The 14,985-nt window shown below is 58.3% G+C and carries 16 protein-coding genes; 5 read left to right on the forward strand and 11 right to left on the reverse strand.

All coding sequences use genetic code 11. From position 1 onward, the window contains the following. Nucleotides 1–23: 23 nt before the first annotated feature. The 3 genes from ACR1XU_RS04175 to ACR1XU_RS04185 form a co-directional block, all read right to left on the reverse strand. Entirely contained in the window at nt 24–509 is a 486-nt protein-coding gene (locus tag ACR1XU_RS04175) for a (2Fe-2S)-binding protein (protein ID WP_170806253.1), read from the reverse strand. A 151-nt stretch (nt 510–660) separates the two neighbouring features. Continuing rightward, nucleotides 661–1,662 carry a molybdopterin-binding protein gene (locus tag ACR1XU_RS04180; protein ID WP_480915584.1) on the reverse strand — a complete coding sequence of 334 codons (1,002 nt, stop codon included), beginning with the start codon at nt 1,660–1,662 and terminating at the stop codon, nt 661–663. After that, nucleotides 1,659–2,627 (reverse strand): XdhC family protein, encoded by a 969-nt coding sequence (locus ACR1XU_RS04185; RefSeq protein ID WP_480909609.1) that lies wholly within the window; start codon nt 2,625–2,627, stop codon nt 1,659–1,661. Before ACR1XU_RS04185 ends, ACR1XU_RS04180 begins: the two co-directional genes overlap by 4 nt. A gap of 241 nt (nt 2,628–2,868) precedes the next feature. Between ACR1XU_RS04185 and ACR1XU_RS04190 the strand changes: the two genes are divergently transcribed. After that, a complete protein-coding gene (locus ACR1XU_RS04190; protein WP_170616759.1) occupies nt 2,869–3,369 on the forward strand; it encodes a hypothetical protein in 501 nt (166 codons plus the stop codon). Here ACR1XU_RS04190 and ACR1XU_RS04195 read toward each other — a convergent pair. After that, the gene (locus ACR1XU_RS04195; protein WP_480811482.1) at nt 3,366–4,628 is read right to left on the reverse strand and encodes a vWA domain-containing protein; all 1,263 of its coding nucleotides are present in this window, start codon (nt 4,626–4,628) and stop codon (nt 3,366–3,368) included. The genes ACR1XU_RS04190 and ACR1XU_RS04195 overlap by 4 nt on opposite strands. Nucleotides 4,629–4,686: 58 nt before the next feature. Then, entirely contained in the window at nt 4,687–5,595 is a 909-nt protein-coding gene (locus ACR1XU_RS04200) for an AAA family ATPase (protein ID WP_170616755.1), read from the reverse strand. A gap of 133 nt (nt 5,596–5,728) precedes the next feature. Between ACR1XU_RS04200 and pyrC the strand changes: the two genes are divergently transcribed. Further along, nucleotides 5,729–6,766, forward strand: coding sequence for a dihydroorotase (gene pyrC, locus ACR1XU_RS04205; protein ID WP_480909606.1), 1,038 nt, complete (start codon nt 5,729–5,731; stop codon nt 6,764–6,766). Here the strand turns inward: pyrC and ACR1XU_RS04210 are convergent. Together ACR1XU_RS04210 and ACR1XU_RS04215 are read right to left on the reverse strand one after the other, a co-directional pair. Further along, on the reverse strand, nt 6,763–8,058 hold the full coding sequence (locus tag ACR1XU_RS04210; RefSeq protein ID WP_480915585.1) for an MmgE/PrpD family protein: 1,296 nt from the start codon (nt 8,056–8,058) through the stop codon (nt 6,763–6,765). The two genes, pyrC and ACR1XU_RS04210, sit on opposite strands and share 4 nt — an antisense overlap. Before the next feature lie 51 nt (nt 8,059–8,109). Beyond that, on the reverse strand, nt 8,110–8,556 hold the full coding sequence (locus ACR1XU_RS04215) for a type II toxin-antitoxin system RatA family toxin (protein ID WP_170616917.1): 447 nt from the start codon (nt 8,554–8,556) through the stop codon (nt 8,110–8,112). Nucleotides 8,557–8,628: 72 nt separating this feature from the next. Between ACR1XU_RS04215 and hpt the strand changes: the two genes are divergently transcribed. Beyond that, a complete protein-coding gene (hpt, locus tag ACR1XU_RS04220; RefSeq protein WP_170616748.1) occupies nt 8,629–9,171 on the forward strand; it encodes a hypoxanthine phosphoribosyltransferase in 543 nt (180 codons plus the stop codon). Between the two features lie 248 nt (nt 9,172–9,419). Further along, nucleotides 9,420–9,779 carry a hypothetical protein gene (locus ACR1XU_RS04225; protein ID WP_170616745.1) on the forward strand — a complete coding sequence of 120 codons (360 nt, stop codon included), beginning with the start codon at nt 9,420–9,422 and terminating at the stop codon, nt 9,777–9,779. A 4-nt stretch (nt 9,780–9,783) separates the two neighbouring features. On the opposite strand, the gene ACR1XU_RS04230 is transcribed toward ACR1XU_RS04225, so the two are convergent. Both ACR1XU_RS04230 and lipA read right to left on the reverse strand, forming a co-directional pair. Further along, entirely contained in the window at nt 9,784–10,926 is a 1,143-nt protein-coding gene (locus tag ACR1XU_RS04230) for an amidohydrolase (protein ID WP_480909263.1), read from the reverse strand. After that, on the reverse strand, nt 10,923–11,873 hold the full coding sequence (gene lipA, locus ACR1XU_RS04235; protein WP_170806245.1) for a lipoyl synthase: 951 nt from the start codon (nt 11,871–11,873) through the stop codon (nt 10,923–10,925). Before lipA ends, ACR1XU_RS04230 begins: the two co-directional genes overlap by 4 nt. A gap of 261 nt (nt 11,874–12,134) precedes the next feature. Between lipA and ACR1XU_RS04240 the strand changes: the two genes are divergently transcribed. Continuing rightward, nucleotides 12,135–12,683 (forward strand): peroxiredoxin, encoded by a 549-nt coding sequence (locus ACR1XU_RS04240; protein ID WP_170806244.1) that lies wholly within the window; start codon nt 12,135–12,137, stop codon nt 12,681–12,683. A 41-nt stretch (nt 12,684–12,724) separates the two neighbouring features. On the opposite strand, the gene ACR1XU_RS04245 is transcribed toward ACR1XU_RS04240, so the two are convergent. Continuing rightward, entirely contained in the window at nt 12,725–13,648 is a 924-nt protein-coding gene (locus ACR1XU_RS04245) for a LysR substrate-binding domain-containing protein (RefSeq protein ID WP_480909266.1), read from the reverse strand. A gap of 60 nt (nt 13,649–13,708) precedes the next feature. Further along, the gene (locus tag ACR1XU_RS04250) at nt 13,709–14,827 is read right to left on the reverse strand and encodes a DUF6456 domain-containing protein (RefSeq protein ID WP_480909291.1); all 1,119 of its coding nucleotides are present in this window, start codon (nt 14,825–14,827) and stop codon (nt 13,709–13,711) included. Nucleotides 14,828–14,985 lie beyond the last annotated feature (158 nt).

A 14,985-nucleotide genomic window follows, 5' to 3' on the forward strand; every position in this document is an offset into this window, starting at 1 on the left:
GCTGAAAATTCTTTGCGACCGCTTTATTCGGCGGCGATGCTGGAAACGTCCTGGCCCGATGCGGCCATGATCGCCTTGACGATGTTGTGATACCCGGTGCAGCGGCACAGGTTGCCTTCCAGATATTTCCGGATCTCGGCCTCGGTCGGACGCGGGTTATCTTTCAGCAGCGCGGCGGCGCTCATCACCATGCCGGGCGTGCAAAAGCCGCACTGAAGGCCATGGTGATCCTGAAACGCCTGCTGGATCACGTTCAGCGAACCGTCCGGGTTGGCCTGCCCCTCAATCGTGCCGACGTCGGCACCGTCCGCCTCAAGCGCCAGCATGTTGCAGGATTTCACCGCGTCCCCGTTCACGTGAACGACGCACGCGCCGCACTGCGCGGTGTCGCAACCAACATGTGTCCCGGTCAGCGACAGGTGATCGCGCAGAAAGCTGGACAACAAGGTCCGGCCTTCGACATCACCGCTCACGGGTTTTCCGTTCACGGTCATTGAGACCTGTGTCATAAGTTCCTCCCATTTCGTTTTTTTGCTTGTGCCGAGTTAAACACGGGAATTTTCGTTTGAGAACAAAAATCTTTGGCAGGTGCACGAACAGGGGGATTGGCCAAACACAACAGCTTAGCCCGCAATGGCGACCGGGCAAAATGCCCCTACGTCACACCTTCTTTCTGGCCCTGGGCTGCGGTCGTGTCGGAATTTCCTTGAGCAATCCCCCAACCCCCATCCCGGCGATATCCGAACTGGTGACCGGGATGCCGCAGGCCACGCGGCACAACACCCAGTCGGCCCCGTTCAAGGCAGGCGCACGCGCACATCCCGGCAGTCCAATGACGGGACGATCCGACAAGCTGCCAAGAAACAGCAGGTTGCCGGGATCGACTGGCATACCAAACCTGTCAACCTGGCCCCCGGCCGAGCGCACGGCTTCGGGGGCCACGTCGGCGGGGTCCGATGTCGCAGACCCTGTCAGAATCATCACGATATCCTCTTGCATGGCTGCAATAGCTTCGGCCAGATCTGGCGTTCGATGCGGCACGATGCGGATATCGTTCAACTCCATCCCAAGCGCTTCGACACGTCCGCGCATCGAAGCAATACCCTTTTCATTCGGTGGACCGCCGGGAATGTCGGTCACGATCAATCCGGCTGTGCGGTGGACGGGTACGGCCAGCCGGATCGAGTTCTCGGCCAGTCGCGATGCCCGCAACACGTCACCGCCGGGAACCGCATACGAGATCACCTTGATCGTTGCGACCATCCCACCGGCTTCCATCTGCTGGTGCTGGGGGACAGTGGCGACCGTTATCATTGGATTGACCAGATTGAACTGCCGCAGAGCAACTGTATCCAGAACCACGACGCCGGGCCCGTCCGCCAGCAGGTTGACGCGCCCGGTAAATGGCTGCGTTACCCGAAGACCGGCAGCGGCCGGTTCTGGCGCCAGAGCCTCGGCCAGCATTCGGGCGGCTTCGTCCTCGTGGCAATCCCCGGGTTCCAGCCGGGCCACGATAACCTCGGAATGGCCGGCTTGTGTCAGTTGTTCAAGGTGTTCACGCGACAGGATCACGCCTTTACGCAGTTTGGTTGTGCCAGCCTGAACCGAGTGCGCAAGTACCGCCCCTTCTGCTTCGGGCACCTGGACCGGTCCGAATTTCACGCCTTGCCCCGCAATACGGCGGTCATTTGCGCCAGTATGGCAACCGCTATTTCCGAAGGATCCGCAGCGCCGATATCCAGTCCGATCGGACCGTGGATTCTGGCAATCTGCGCATCTGTAAAACCAGCCTGCTTCATCCGGTCCACTCGTTTGGCGTGTGTGCGTGTAGAACCAAGTGCGCCTATATAGAACACATCAGCCTGCAACGCGGCCTGCAACGCCGGATCATCCAGTTTGGGATCGTGGGTCAGCAAAACCACTGCGGTCCGCGCATCCAGCCCCAGTTGAGCGACGGCCTCGTCTGGCCATTCCGTCAGAATGGTTTCACCGGGAAACCGCGCGCTGGATGCGAAGGCTTCTCGCGGATCAATGATTGCAGGATCATACCCGGCGATCCGCGCCATTGGCACAAGCGCCTGCGCAATGTGGACCGCACCCACGATGATCAGCCGCAGCGGAGGGTTGTGGACAGCCACAAAGGTCTTGCCGTCCGCTTCAAAACCGGACCGGTCCATGCGGAGCCTCTCGTGATACGCGTTCCGGCGTAAAGCCCGGTGCCCTGTGTCGATATTGACTTCATACGCGACGGCTTCACGCCCTGCGCGCGCCGCAACCAGATTGGTCAGCATGTTTTCCGTCAGAACCGTGCCGACAGGCTCGACCAGAACACGTATCGTGCCGCCACAGGCCAGACCGACGGCAAAAGCGTCCTCGTCGCTGACACCGAATTCCAGCAGGCGCGCCTCGCCTTCATCGATGGCTTCCATTGCTTCGACGATCACGGCGCCCTCGACACATCCACCGGAGACTGACCCTTCGATCCGGCCATCTCCCCCGATCACAAGCTGCGATCCGACCCGGCGCGGTGCACTGCCCCAGGTATCGACGACGGTCGCCAGGGCCGCGCCACGGCCCTTGCGGAACCAGTTCAGTGCTGTCTCCGGGCTATTGTCGAATCGATCCATCGAAACCTCCTGGCGTTTCCCGTTCCAACATAGGCAGGTTTGCTGCAATGAAAAGTCAGCCCTACGGCGAGGTCAGCAAGAAACCCATTGCTGGAAGACGAACGGATCCTTGGGGCAACCTGACGGCTTCATCATATTCAAAAAACCCTAGGATTGATTGTTTTGGGCGCAGGTTTTAGCCTGACCCCGCATCTGGCAACCTGCCTGATGTTCTGCCACTTTTTTTGAATCGGAGAGAAAATTGAAACGTATTCTTTCACTGGGGACCGCATTGGGGCTGATGGCCTCGACTGCTGTATGGGCTGATACATTCGAACGGTATGGAGAAGTCGAGGGCTGGAAAGTCTTTGTGGACAAGGAAAAGAAGTCCTGTCTGATTGAAGCCGTGGACAGCGCTGAAAACGTGGTTCAGATGGGGCTGACCGAAGACCGCGGGGTTGGCTACGTCGGCATATTCACCAAGGAAAAAACCGATATCAAACGCGGTGAAAAAGGTGCGGTCGCAATCATGCTGGGTGACAACCTGTATGTCGGCGAAGGTACCGGCATGAAAGGGAACATCACCAAGGGTTATTCCGGTGGCTATGTCCTGTCGGACAACCCGCAATTCGCCGACGATCTGGCCAAACAGAAGGTCATGGTCGTTTTTCCGGAAAAGGAATTCGCCTTTACCGTCGATCTGACGGGCACCTACAAAGCCATGGAAATGGCACGAGAGTGCAATGAAAAGCAGCTAGGCTAAGACTGCTCTGAAAGCGCGGTCATCAGCCGCGCTTTCTCGCCGTTGTCGTCGGTCCGCGATATGACCTGGGCCAGTTCCTCAAGCGAAGCGATGGAATGACCCGCCCGAAAGCTGTCGACATGGGGCAGCATGGCCGCAATTCCCTTGGCTTTGGGTGCAAAGCCATCCCATCGCAGCAGGGGGTTCAGCCAGATCAGGCGTCTTGCAGAGAGATGCAGCCTCTCAATTTCCTTTTCCAGCGCATCCGGCTCGCCGCGATCCAGCCCGTCTGAGATCAGCAGAACCACCGCGCCCTGCCCCATGACCCGTCGGGACCAGTCCCGATTGAAAGCGTGAAGGCATTCCCCGATACGGGTTCCTCCTTCCCAGTCCTGCGCCTCGGCCCCGGCGGCGGCCAGCGCTGCATCGACATCGCGCTGATGCAGGTGTCTGGTGATATTCGTCAGTCGGGTTCCGAAAGTGAAAGCATGAACCCTGGCCCAGCCCGCGCCGCGCGCATTCGAGACTGTGTGCAGAAAATGCAGGATGATCCGGCTGTATTGACTCATCGAGCCCGATATATCGCAAAGAACGACAAGGTTGGGCCAGCGCGGTCTGGGCCGTTGCCGGGCGATGTCCCGCATGTCCCCACCCTGCCGCATCGCGGCCCGCAACGTTCGGGCCCGGTCGATACGATGACCCAGATGGCTGACTTGACCACGGCGTGAAGCAATGGGTTTGACCGGCAGAGACAAGCGCGACAGCATCCGTTTGGCCTGTGCGATTTCGTCGGTGCTCATCTGTTCGAAATCCAGATTTCGCAGTCGTTCTTCGGACGACGCGGTCTGAGAGGCATCAATGTCGAGTTCGGTTTCCTCACCCTGATCCTCGACTTCGGGCAGATCCTTTTCGACACCATCCAGCAGGGCCTCGGCTGCCCGCTTTTCGGCTGCATCCGCCTTGCGCTCCTCCTGAACACCGCGAATGGCCGGCAGCATCATGGACATCATGTGTTCGAGATAGCGTGGATCCCGCCAATACAGGCGAAACACCTGTGCAAACACGGTGCGGTGTTCCGGACGACTGACGAAACAGGCGTGGAGGGTCCAGTAGAAATCCTGCTTGCGGGTAAAACCGGCGGCTTCAACGGCGCGGATGGCATCAATGACGCGGCCGGTTCCTATCGGCAACCCGGCCTTGCGCAGAGCGCGGGCAAAATGGGTGATATTCTGCGCCAGTTTGGGATCATCGGGAATGTCGATCGGCAGTTGCTCGGCCATCACAATGCATGGGGGCGCTGCCCCCGTACCCCCGGAGTATTTCGGAAAAGATGAAGCATCACGCCGGTTCGAGTGAGGCTTTGGCTTGATCCAGAATGCGTTTCGCCTCGGACCCCTGCAGTTTCTGGATATCATCCTGATATTTCAGGATTGCGCCCAGTGTGTCGCCGATCACTTCGGGGCTGAGATTGATGACATCCAGCGCCAACAGGCACTTGGCCCAGTCGATCGTTTCGGCGACGCCGGGCTTCTTGAACAGGTCCTCGGTCCGCAGATGCTGGACAAAGGCCACAATTTCGCGACTGAGGGCGTCGGCGGCCTCGGGCGCGCGGGCATGCAGGATTTCGATTTCACGGTCGAAATCCGGATAGTCGACCCAATGATACAGGCACCGTCGTTTTAGCGCGTCGTGGACCTCGCGCGTTCGGTTCGACGTGACGATTACAATTGGAGGTTCCGGCGCTTTGATCGTACCAAGCTCCGGGATCGTCACCTGAAAATCACTGAGAGCTTCCAGCAGAAAGGCTTCGAATGGCTCGTCCGTCCGGTCCAGTTCGTCAATCAGAAGTACAGGCGCGCCGTTTTCATCGGGCTGCATGGCCTGCAGCAAGGGGCGTTCCACGAGGTAGTCTTTGGAAAACAGTTCGGCCTGCAGGGCGGATCTGTCGGCAGCACCTGCCGCTTCGGCTGTCCGGATTGCTACCATTTGCGCAGGAAAGTTCCACTCGTAAACGGCCGACGCGGCATCCAGCCCCTCGTAGCACTGCAACCGGATGAGCCGCCGCCCCAGACCGGAAGCCAGCGCCTTGGCGATCTCGGTTTTGCCGACCCCGGCCTCGCCTTCCAAAAACAGCGGGCGACCCAGTTTGAGAGACAGAAACACAACGGTCGCCAGAGACCGGCCGCAGACGTATCCCTGCGCGCCCAACATCTTCTGAACCGCATCAATGGATTGGGGGTGGTTCATCAGCCAATCTCCTTTCGCACACAAGGGCATGGCGCCGGTCTTGCGTCAACCCCACGGATCTTTCTGGACTTACTGCGATCAGATGGTTCGACAAGGTCTTTCACGATTGCGACCCTTGTGCTAGCCGGGGCACATGACCGACAGCATCACGATCCGCCGCCCCGACGACTGGCATCTGCATCTGCGCGATGGCGCCATGTTGCACGCCGTTCTGCCCGAAACAGCACGCCACTTTGCGCGCGCCATCATCATGCCGAACCTTGTGCCCCCTGTTGTCACCGGCGCACAGGCTGCAGCCTATCGGGAGCGTATTCTGGCCGCGCTGCCGGAAGGAATGAGTTTCGAGCCGTTGATGACGTTGTATCTGACCGAAGATACGGACCCGGATGATCTTGCCGCCGCCCATGCCAGCGGTCTGATCAAGGCTGTCAAGCTGTACCCGGCAGGCGCGACGACGAACTCGGCCTCGGGCGTGCGCGATTTCGACAAGGTCCGCCCTGTTCTGGAAAGGATGGCCGGCATTGGTTTGCCGCTTTGTGTGCATGGCGAAGTAACCGATGCCGACATCGATATTTTCGACCGTGAGGCCGTGTTCATTGACCGCGTTCTGGATCCGATCCGTAGGGCGACGCCCGAACTGCGTGTTGTGATGGAGCATATTACGACGAAAGACGGTGTCGATTATGTCAAATCGAATGAGGCCGGACTGGGCGCAACGATTACGGCGCATCACCTGATCATCAATCGCAACCACATTCTGGTTGGCGGGATCAAACCTCATTATTATTGTCTTCCTGTCGCAAAACGGGAAGAACACCGCCTTGCATTGCTAGCCGCAGCGACCTCGGGCGATGCGCGGTATTTCCTGGGCACGGACAGCGCGCCGCATACGGATGCTAACAAGGAAATGGCCTGCGGCTGCGCCGGGTGTTTCACGGCGACAAACACCATGTCGCTGCTGGCGGAAATGTTCGAGCGTGAAGACGCGCTGGACAAGCTGGAAGGGTTTGCCTCGCTCAACGGTCCGGCATTCTATGGCTTGCCTGTGAATGAGGACAGCCTCACCCTGACGAAAGGTGACGCGGTGACCTACCCGTCCAAGATCGAGACAGGGGATGGCCCTGTGACCGTGTTCGACCCGGGCTTCCCGCTGCACTGGCGGGTTGATTAACCTACAGGATTGATTGGCAATTCGCGGGCGCGGCCCCCGGTGCGCAGCATCGACCAGATCGCGTCCGCGTCTTCGTGTCCGATAAGTTTGGCCGCCTTGCCGCGGACGCGGTCTTCGCGGTCCGACAGAGCCATGGGCGTCAGCAGATCATGGGTCGCCTCACGACGAACGCCATCGCGGCGCAGAAGAGATATCTGCGCTTGCGTTTCAGACAGGCTGTCATCGGCATCGACTGAAATCCGGTCTCGCAGGGACACGATGCGCGGGTCGGCGCAGGTTTTGGCCGAATAGCTTTCCGGCAATGCGGTATCGAATCCCAGCGCCTGCATCGCAATCACCGTTCGATAGGAAAACTTGGCACCCAATCCGGTGTCCGGCGACATCTGGTTACACACGCTCATCCAGCGCGGGTGCGTCTTGATCTTGATCTCGGCCACTTCGGGTTCCGCGATGTCAAGGTCACGCGCCGCTTCCAGCGCCGCGTGCAACCCGTGGCAGCAGGCATGGAACTTGTGGCTGACGGACTCGAACAGCCATTCATCGCCCAAACCATCGAGTGCAGAGACGATGTCGCCCTCCCCATGATGAATGGCGCCAAACCCGTACTGCCCTTCAAGCGCGGTGGAGTTCGGTTCAAACCCGCGCTGAACAAGCAGCGCCGCCTCGACACCGGCAGATGATGCCATACCGGCGTTATATGGCTTACCCATGGTTCCAAACTGCGCCTTAAGCCCGGCGGCGCGTGTCGCAGTAAGCCCCAGGGCTCTTTCCATTTGCCCGGCCTCGAAACCCAATATCCGCCCGGCGGCAACGGCCGCGCCAAACGCGCCCGCCGTTGCGGTCTGGTGAAACCCAGCTTGATAATGACCGCGTCCCAGCCACAGCCCGATGCGGATGGAGACCTCCATACCGACCAGCGCGGCCTCAAGAAGGTCAACGACAATACGGTCGTCCCATTCTGCCAAGGCCAACGCAGCAGGCAAAACCGCTACCGAGGGGTGTCCGATATGGGCAAAATGCGTGTCGTCGTAATCCAGCGCATGTGAGACCGCACCGTTGACCAACGCGGCCGCGCGCAAGGGCGCCGAACCGCCGCCGAACAAGCGGGCCTGTTGTAGGCCGGCCTCGGCCAGAACCATTGCGCGGACGGTTTTCGACACAGGTTCGTCCGCGCCCGCCCGCCCTACCGCGATCCAGTCGAGCACGGACAGGGATGTTACGATCCGGGTCTGGGATGAGGTCGAAACGGGGCCAGCGGCGAAAGCGGCAATCTTGTTAGTGAAATCAGTCATGAGCGCAGTCTAGCGTGCGCCCGTCTCCGGTAAAGCCTCAGGATTGGGACACTAGCCGTAAAGTTCGGCGGCCCGGGCTTCGAACGCGCGCACGATCCGCTGCATTGCTTCGTTGAATACAACGCCAATGATGCCTTGCAGGATGGCATTCTTGAATTCGAAGTCCACATGGAAAGCGATATTGCAGCCGCCATCCGGGGCGTCCTCGAACTGCCAGTCGGACTTCATGTATTTGAACGGACCATCCAGGTATTCGGTATCGATCCTTTTCTGATCCGCAAACAAAGTCACGCGGCTACCAAAACGCTCGCGAAAGACTTTGAAAGAGATGACCAGATCGGCCTCCATCACCTGCGCTTCTCCAACAGCAAAGGTCTTGCGGACCCGCGCCGCGGCACACCATGGCAGGAATTCCGGATATTTGGCCACATCGGCAACCAGATCATACATCTGCTGAGCGGTGTAAGGCAGGTGGCGGTTTTCCGAATGAATGGGCATGGCGTCCGGTATTTGCAGGTGACAATGGCGCGTCATGTCGTATGTTGCGCGCCAAAGATCAAGGGGGCAGCAATGAGCGACCGCGCATACGTGATAGATGAGATGATCTCGGCCAAGGCGATTGCCGCGCGGATCGAAGAGCTCTGTCGCGAGATCACCGATGAGTTTGGCGGTACGGACAAACTTGTCGTTGTTGGCTTGCTGCGCGGCAGCTTCGTGTTCATCGCCGACCTGGTGCGGGAACTGGACTTGCCGATCGAGGTCGATTTTCTCGAGGCGTCCTCGTATGGAGACTCGATGGAAAGCAGCCGGGAAGTGCGCATTCTCAAGGACTTGCGCGGCGCAATTGAAGGCCGGGACGTGTTGGTTGTCGAAGACATCGTCGACACGGGCCACACCCTGAACCATGTCACCCACCTGCTGCTGAGCCGGAAACCCAAACGACTGAAATCTATTGCTTTGCTGGACAAGCCCAGCCGGCGCGAGGTTGACTTCCGCTCGGATTGGATCGGGTTCGAAATTCCGGATGAATTTGTCGTGGGATACGGAATCGACTACGCACAGCGTAACCGCAACCTGCCTTTCATCGGCAAGGTTCGTTTTGTCGAGAACTGACCGAGGACCGTACAGACCCTCGCCGTGTTCTGCGCAGTTCAGTTGGGGCCTACAAGCGAGTATTCGGCGTAATATTTCAGGGTCTTTCAATCGCTGTATTGCGTGCTTGGCTTGTTGGTCAGGTAGTCCGTGACTAACCCCTGAAATGTCTACTGTACGAAAAGTCAATAAATTCAAGCAACCGAATATCAATGGACAATGTGCTCAACCGCAGACTACCCTCAGAAGAACAAAGGAGGTTTCTGCTAATGAAAGTGTCGTCTATTGGTCTTGTGGCTGCCTTTACAGTCGCTCTGACAACTGGTTTTGCGGATGCAAAAGATAACAAAGGCAAAGCAAAAGGTGCGGACAAATCCAAAGTCGAAAAGGCGATAAAATCCAATAATGGCGTCGCTGTTCCGCCCGGGCAGGTAAAGCGTTACACGCGAGGCCAAAAACTACCGAAAGATCTGCAATTCGACTACTTGGATGACCTTGATGGCTGGAAGTTGAAACCGTTACCTCCCGGTCAGAGATACGTCCGCGTGGATGACGAAATTTTGTCGATCTCGGACGACACACAAACCGTCATTGAGGCCGTGGGAATTGTCAGCGATTTGGTGAATTGAGCGATCAACCAACCAGTGAGTGGATTGTAGCCGAAAAAACCGTGGCACCAACCGGGATCAGCGCATCCGGGAAATCGTAATCGGGATTGTGCAGTTGCGGGTGATCCGCCCCTGCCCCAAGCCAGAACATCGCCGTTTTCGCCGCTTTGCCGAACTGCCCAAAATCCTCAGAAAATTTCTGCGGCTCGGAAGTAATCTGATAGGCCACATTCCGAGACGCGCAGGCGTCGGAAAGGATTTTGACCGCCTCGGTGTCGTTCGTGCACGCCTCGAAGATGTCATCATAGGTAATTTCAACCTGCAGCCCTGCTTTGTTTGCCGCTCGTCCGACCAGCGTCTCGGCCTCTTCGACCAGATTTTTCATCCGCCCATCCGAAACGGTTCTTAAGGTCACCCAGATTTCCGCCTGCCCAGGAGCGACGCCAAAAGTCTGCTCGCCCAGACTGGCATGCGTCACGGTTGTCAGGGCAAAATTATCGGTCAGCGGACCGCCTGTCCCCAACCCGGCCAGTTCCGGCAACAACAAAGCAAGCGCACCAATCGGTGAAATCCCGTCCTCGGGCGCGGCGGCATGTGAGGTTTTTCCCGTCAGAACCACCCGCATACCGCGCGAGGCGCAGTTGGCCGAGCGCCGGCAGATTTCGACATGACCCAGCTCAAGCCCGGGCAGATTGTGCAGCGAAAACACATAATCCGGGGAAAACTCAGAAAACCTCGGATCGGCCCGATAAGCGGCGGCACCCTTTCCCGTCTCTTCCGCGGGTTGAAAGATCAGAACCACACGACCGGATTTTGGCGGGTTATCTCTGAGGTCTTGGGCCACGCCCAGCACCATTGCCATATGGCCGTCATGCCCGCACAAATGACCTTTGCCCGCGACCCGCGAAACGTAAGGCGCGCTCGAAAGCTCCTGAATAGGAAGCCCGTCCAGTTCGCACCTGATTGCAACACAGGGCCCCGGATGGCCGCTGTCATATACTGCTGCTACGCCATGGCCGCCGATATCAGTCAGAACACGACCCGCACCAAGAGACCGCAGCAGGTCGGCAACCCGAGCGGCCGTTTTTTGTTCCTCACCGGACAGTTCCGGAAATTGATGCAATTCGTGTCGCAGCGCGGTCAGACGCGACAGGGTTTCAGGTTTCACCCTTGCTCCAGCTTCTTTTGGCGCGCGGCGCGCAGCTGTGCGAAGTCATCCCCAGCGTGGTACGAAGACCGCGTCAGCGGAGTGGCCGAAACCATCAGGAACCCTTTGCCATAAGCCGCCTTTTCGTATGAAGCGAATTCTTCGGGCGTGACAAACCGATCCACACCATGGTGTTTGGGCGTGGGTTGCAGGTATTGACCGATGGTCAGAAAGTCGATGTCGGCAGCACGCATGTCATCCATGACCTGCCGTACTTGCTGCTCGTCCTCTCCCAACCCGACCATGATGCCCGATTTGGTGAAGATCGAGGGATCCAGTTCCTTGACCCGTTGCAACAGACGCAATGAATGGAAGTACCGGGCACCAGGGCGCACTTCGGGATAAAGACCCGGGACCGTTTCCAGATTGTGGTTGAATACATCTGGCTTGGCCTCGACAACCACTTCCAGAACTGCCGGATCGCATTTCAGAAAATCTGGTGTCAGTATCTCGATCGTCGTTTTGGGCGAACGATGGCGCACGGCCCTAATAGTCTGGGCGAAGTGATCCGCCCCGCCATCTTCAAGATCATCACGATCGACCGAGGTGATGACAACGTGGTTCAGTCCCAACTTCTCGACTGCATGTGCAACGCGCCCCGGTTCGAACACATCCAGAGTGTCCGGCCGTCCGGTTGCGATGTTGCAGAAGGTGCATCCGCGCGTGCAGATGTCACCCATGATCATCATGGTGGCGTGGCCCTGGCTCCAGCATTCGCCGACATTGGGACAACCGGCTTCTTCACACACCGTGACAAGGTTGTTGTCCCGCATGATCCGCCTGGTGTCGGCGTATCCTTTGCCACCCGGCGCCTTCACCCGAATCCAGCTTGGCTTTTTCGGCTGAGCGTTGTCGGGGCGATGCGCTTTTTCAGGGTGGCGTTGTTCGGGAATCTTCAGATCACGCACGGCTCGGTATCCTGACTTTGGGTCAATTTTCTTTCCCTAACATAGTCCGCATGGCCGATCTACACCACAGGTGCATAGCCGCCATGCTGCCGATTGATGCAGGCGCAGCATCCTCTAATCGGATTTATGTTAAAACTTTCAATTCCAGTGGCTTCCGATGGCATCCGCCAACCGTGCAAATGCAGAATAACGGTCATTGATTGCGATTTAGAACTGTTTTAGATCACCCCTCAATCAGACTTGAATCACAGGAATACGACTATGAAAACCGGTGCAAAACTCCCTGACGTGACCTTCCACACCCGCATTCGCGACGAAGCCGTCGAGGGGCCAAACCCGTTCCGCTGGGAAGACAAAACCACGGCTGACTATTTTGCCGGCAAGCGCGTCATCCTGTTTTCGCTTCCGGGCGCATTTACGCCCACATGCTCGACCTACCAATTGCCTGGATTCGAAAACGGCCATGCCGACTTCGCCGCCCAAGGTATCGACGAGATTTACTGCATGTCTGTCAATGACAGCTTTGTCATGAATAAATGGGCACAGGATCAGGGCCTGAAAAACGTCAAGGTCATCCCGGACGGTTCGGGTGAGTTCACCCGCAAAATGGGAATGCTGGTCGACAAGGACAATCTGGGCTTTGGCATGCGTTCGTGGCGCTATGCAGCCATTGTCAATAACGGTGTGGTCGAAGCGTGGTTCGAAGAGCCCGGCCTGATGGATAACTGCCCCGAGGACCCCTATGGCGTTTCGTCGCCCGAGACCCTGATGGCGCATCTGAGCGAAGCGAAAGAGCCAGCACTGGCCTAAGTCCGAAAGTTGAGAAGGCCCGCCCAAGTCGGGCCTTTTTCTTATTCGCGGGTCGCGGTCACGATCTCTTCGCCGACCTGTCTGATTACACCGGCCAGTTTGTCGAACCAGTCCTCTCCGGTTGTGGATTTTCGACGTACCAATCCCACGGTCCGTGCCGGTTGTGGTGCCCCGAACCGCATGAGTTGTAGCCCCGGCACGGCCTCGGTTTCAGAACGGGCGGCCAGTTCGGGCATCAAAGTCAGGCCAAATCCCTCGGCCACCAGTCGCGACAGGGTCGCCAGAGAAGACGCGCCCATATTGATCAAACCGCTGCTTCTGTCCTGCCCACACACGTCCAGCGCCTGATCCGTCAGACAATGGCCGTCTTCCAACAGCATCAGTTGCGCAGTCTGCAGATCGACAGGTCGCAGGGTTTCCGGATTATCCGCCAGTCTCTGTACGCGGGCCGCGCTGCCTGCCAGCAGAAACCTGTCCTCGAACAAGGGCAGTTCAAACAATTCGCTACCGCCTGACGGAAGCGCCATCAGCCCAGCGTCAATTTCACCGCCCCGCAACATGTTCAGCAAGCGTTCGGTTCGGGCTTCGCGAATCTGAACGCGCAACGACACGTCTGCTGATCTCAGACCAGCCAGAACTCCGGGCAACAGATACGGTGCAATAGTCGGAATGATGCCGATCGACAGGGACCGGTGCCCGCCCGAGTGATCCCTTGCAAACTGATCCAGCCTGTCCGCAGCGCCAAGCACCTGGCGGGTGTGTTCAAGAACGTCCCGACCCAGCGGGGTCAGCAGGATGTCCCGGGCCTGACGTTCGAACAATGTACCGCCCAGTGTTTCCTCGAGCGTTTTGATCTGCACGGACAAAGCCGGCTGCGACACATGACAAATTTGTGCCGCACGCCCAAAGTTCCGCTGTTCTGCAACAGCCCTGAAATACTGCAACTGCCGGAGGGTGAAGTTCATAATCATTGATTATCACTTACCCCAACCAACGCAAGACTCTCATATCGCGTAGACGGCCGATCATCCGATCATGCGATTGAGCCCGGCCTGCGTTTCATAGTGACGTTTGAGACGTTGCAGCGCGATGCGCAGCACGATCTTTCCAGACCGGGCAGACCATCCCATACGTTTTTCGGCCAATTCCAACCCTTCAAGGTAACAACAGCACCGCAACGCCACATCACTCAAGCCCGGCCCTAGGTCCGACAGTGCCCGCGCGACGCGATCCCGTGCATCCGACGATCCGTTTCCAACTTGGGGGCTGTTTCCGAAAGTACCACGTCCACCGCCTGTCAGATACAGGTCCCAGTTCTGCGCCACTTTTGGTCCGATCTGGGCAAGTTCGAAGTCCTCGCGCAGACGCTCACCTGCGGCGACCAGAGTTTCGTCCAGGAAAAGCTTGCCGTCCCGATCGCGCCTGCGGGCCAGCGCGATTAACGGGCTTTCAGTGGCGCTATACCGGATTCGCCGGGCGCGCTCGGGCTGGGATGCAGTCGTGTTGCCCGAAGCCGAGTGCGCCTGAAACGACGCCTGCGCTTCGGCCATGCCAAGATCATTCCCGGCGCGGGCCTTGTTTTCCGCCTGAGCAATCAGACGGGTCAGAGCCGCCCGTCCTTGCGCCGTAATTCGGTACCGTGAAATCCGACCCGGGTTGTCGCAGTTGATCCAGTCCTTCAGCGCAAGCGCCTGGGCGATCCGGCAATCAACTACTGCGGTCCGGGTGGCAGCGCTGTTGCCGGTATCGCGGACAACGACGGCCTTGTCCATTTCTTCGGCGACCGCCAGTACCGCTCCGGTTTCGCAAAGCCTGCGCAAAACCCTGAGAGCTTCGCGAGTGAACTCCTCATCCCGGGCGGCGGCCAACCCCTCGGGCGTCCCGTCTGAAACATCGGAACTGAAACCAGGGCTGACTTTGGATTCAGAGAAATGTGTCTCGGCCAGAGACTGGAGCGCCGCGTCCACAAGGGGGTCATCCCGGCGCGTCTCGATCCGTCTGATCTGCCTTAGAATGGTCGAAGCATGGCACCCTGCTGTTCGCGCAATTTCTCGGATCGACCGGCCGGTTTCCGTGTGATCCAGATAACGTTGCGCGCCTTCCGGCACCCATGCCGGAACAGTGAAAGCCATGTTGTTTTCCATAGTCATTTGTCCTCGCCGACAAGAAATTCTGTCTAAGATCGCCCTCGGAATATGAGTTAACCAATTCTAACTAGGGTTTCTTTCGTTACTCGTTCGTTAACCCCTGAAGGCGAAAACCAGATTTGATTCAAATTGATAAACACTCATGAAATCAGCGT

The organism is Ruegeria sp. D1(2025) (assembly GCF_056536425.1).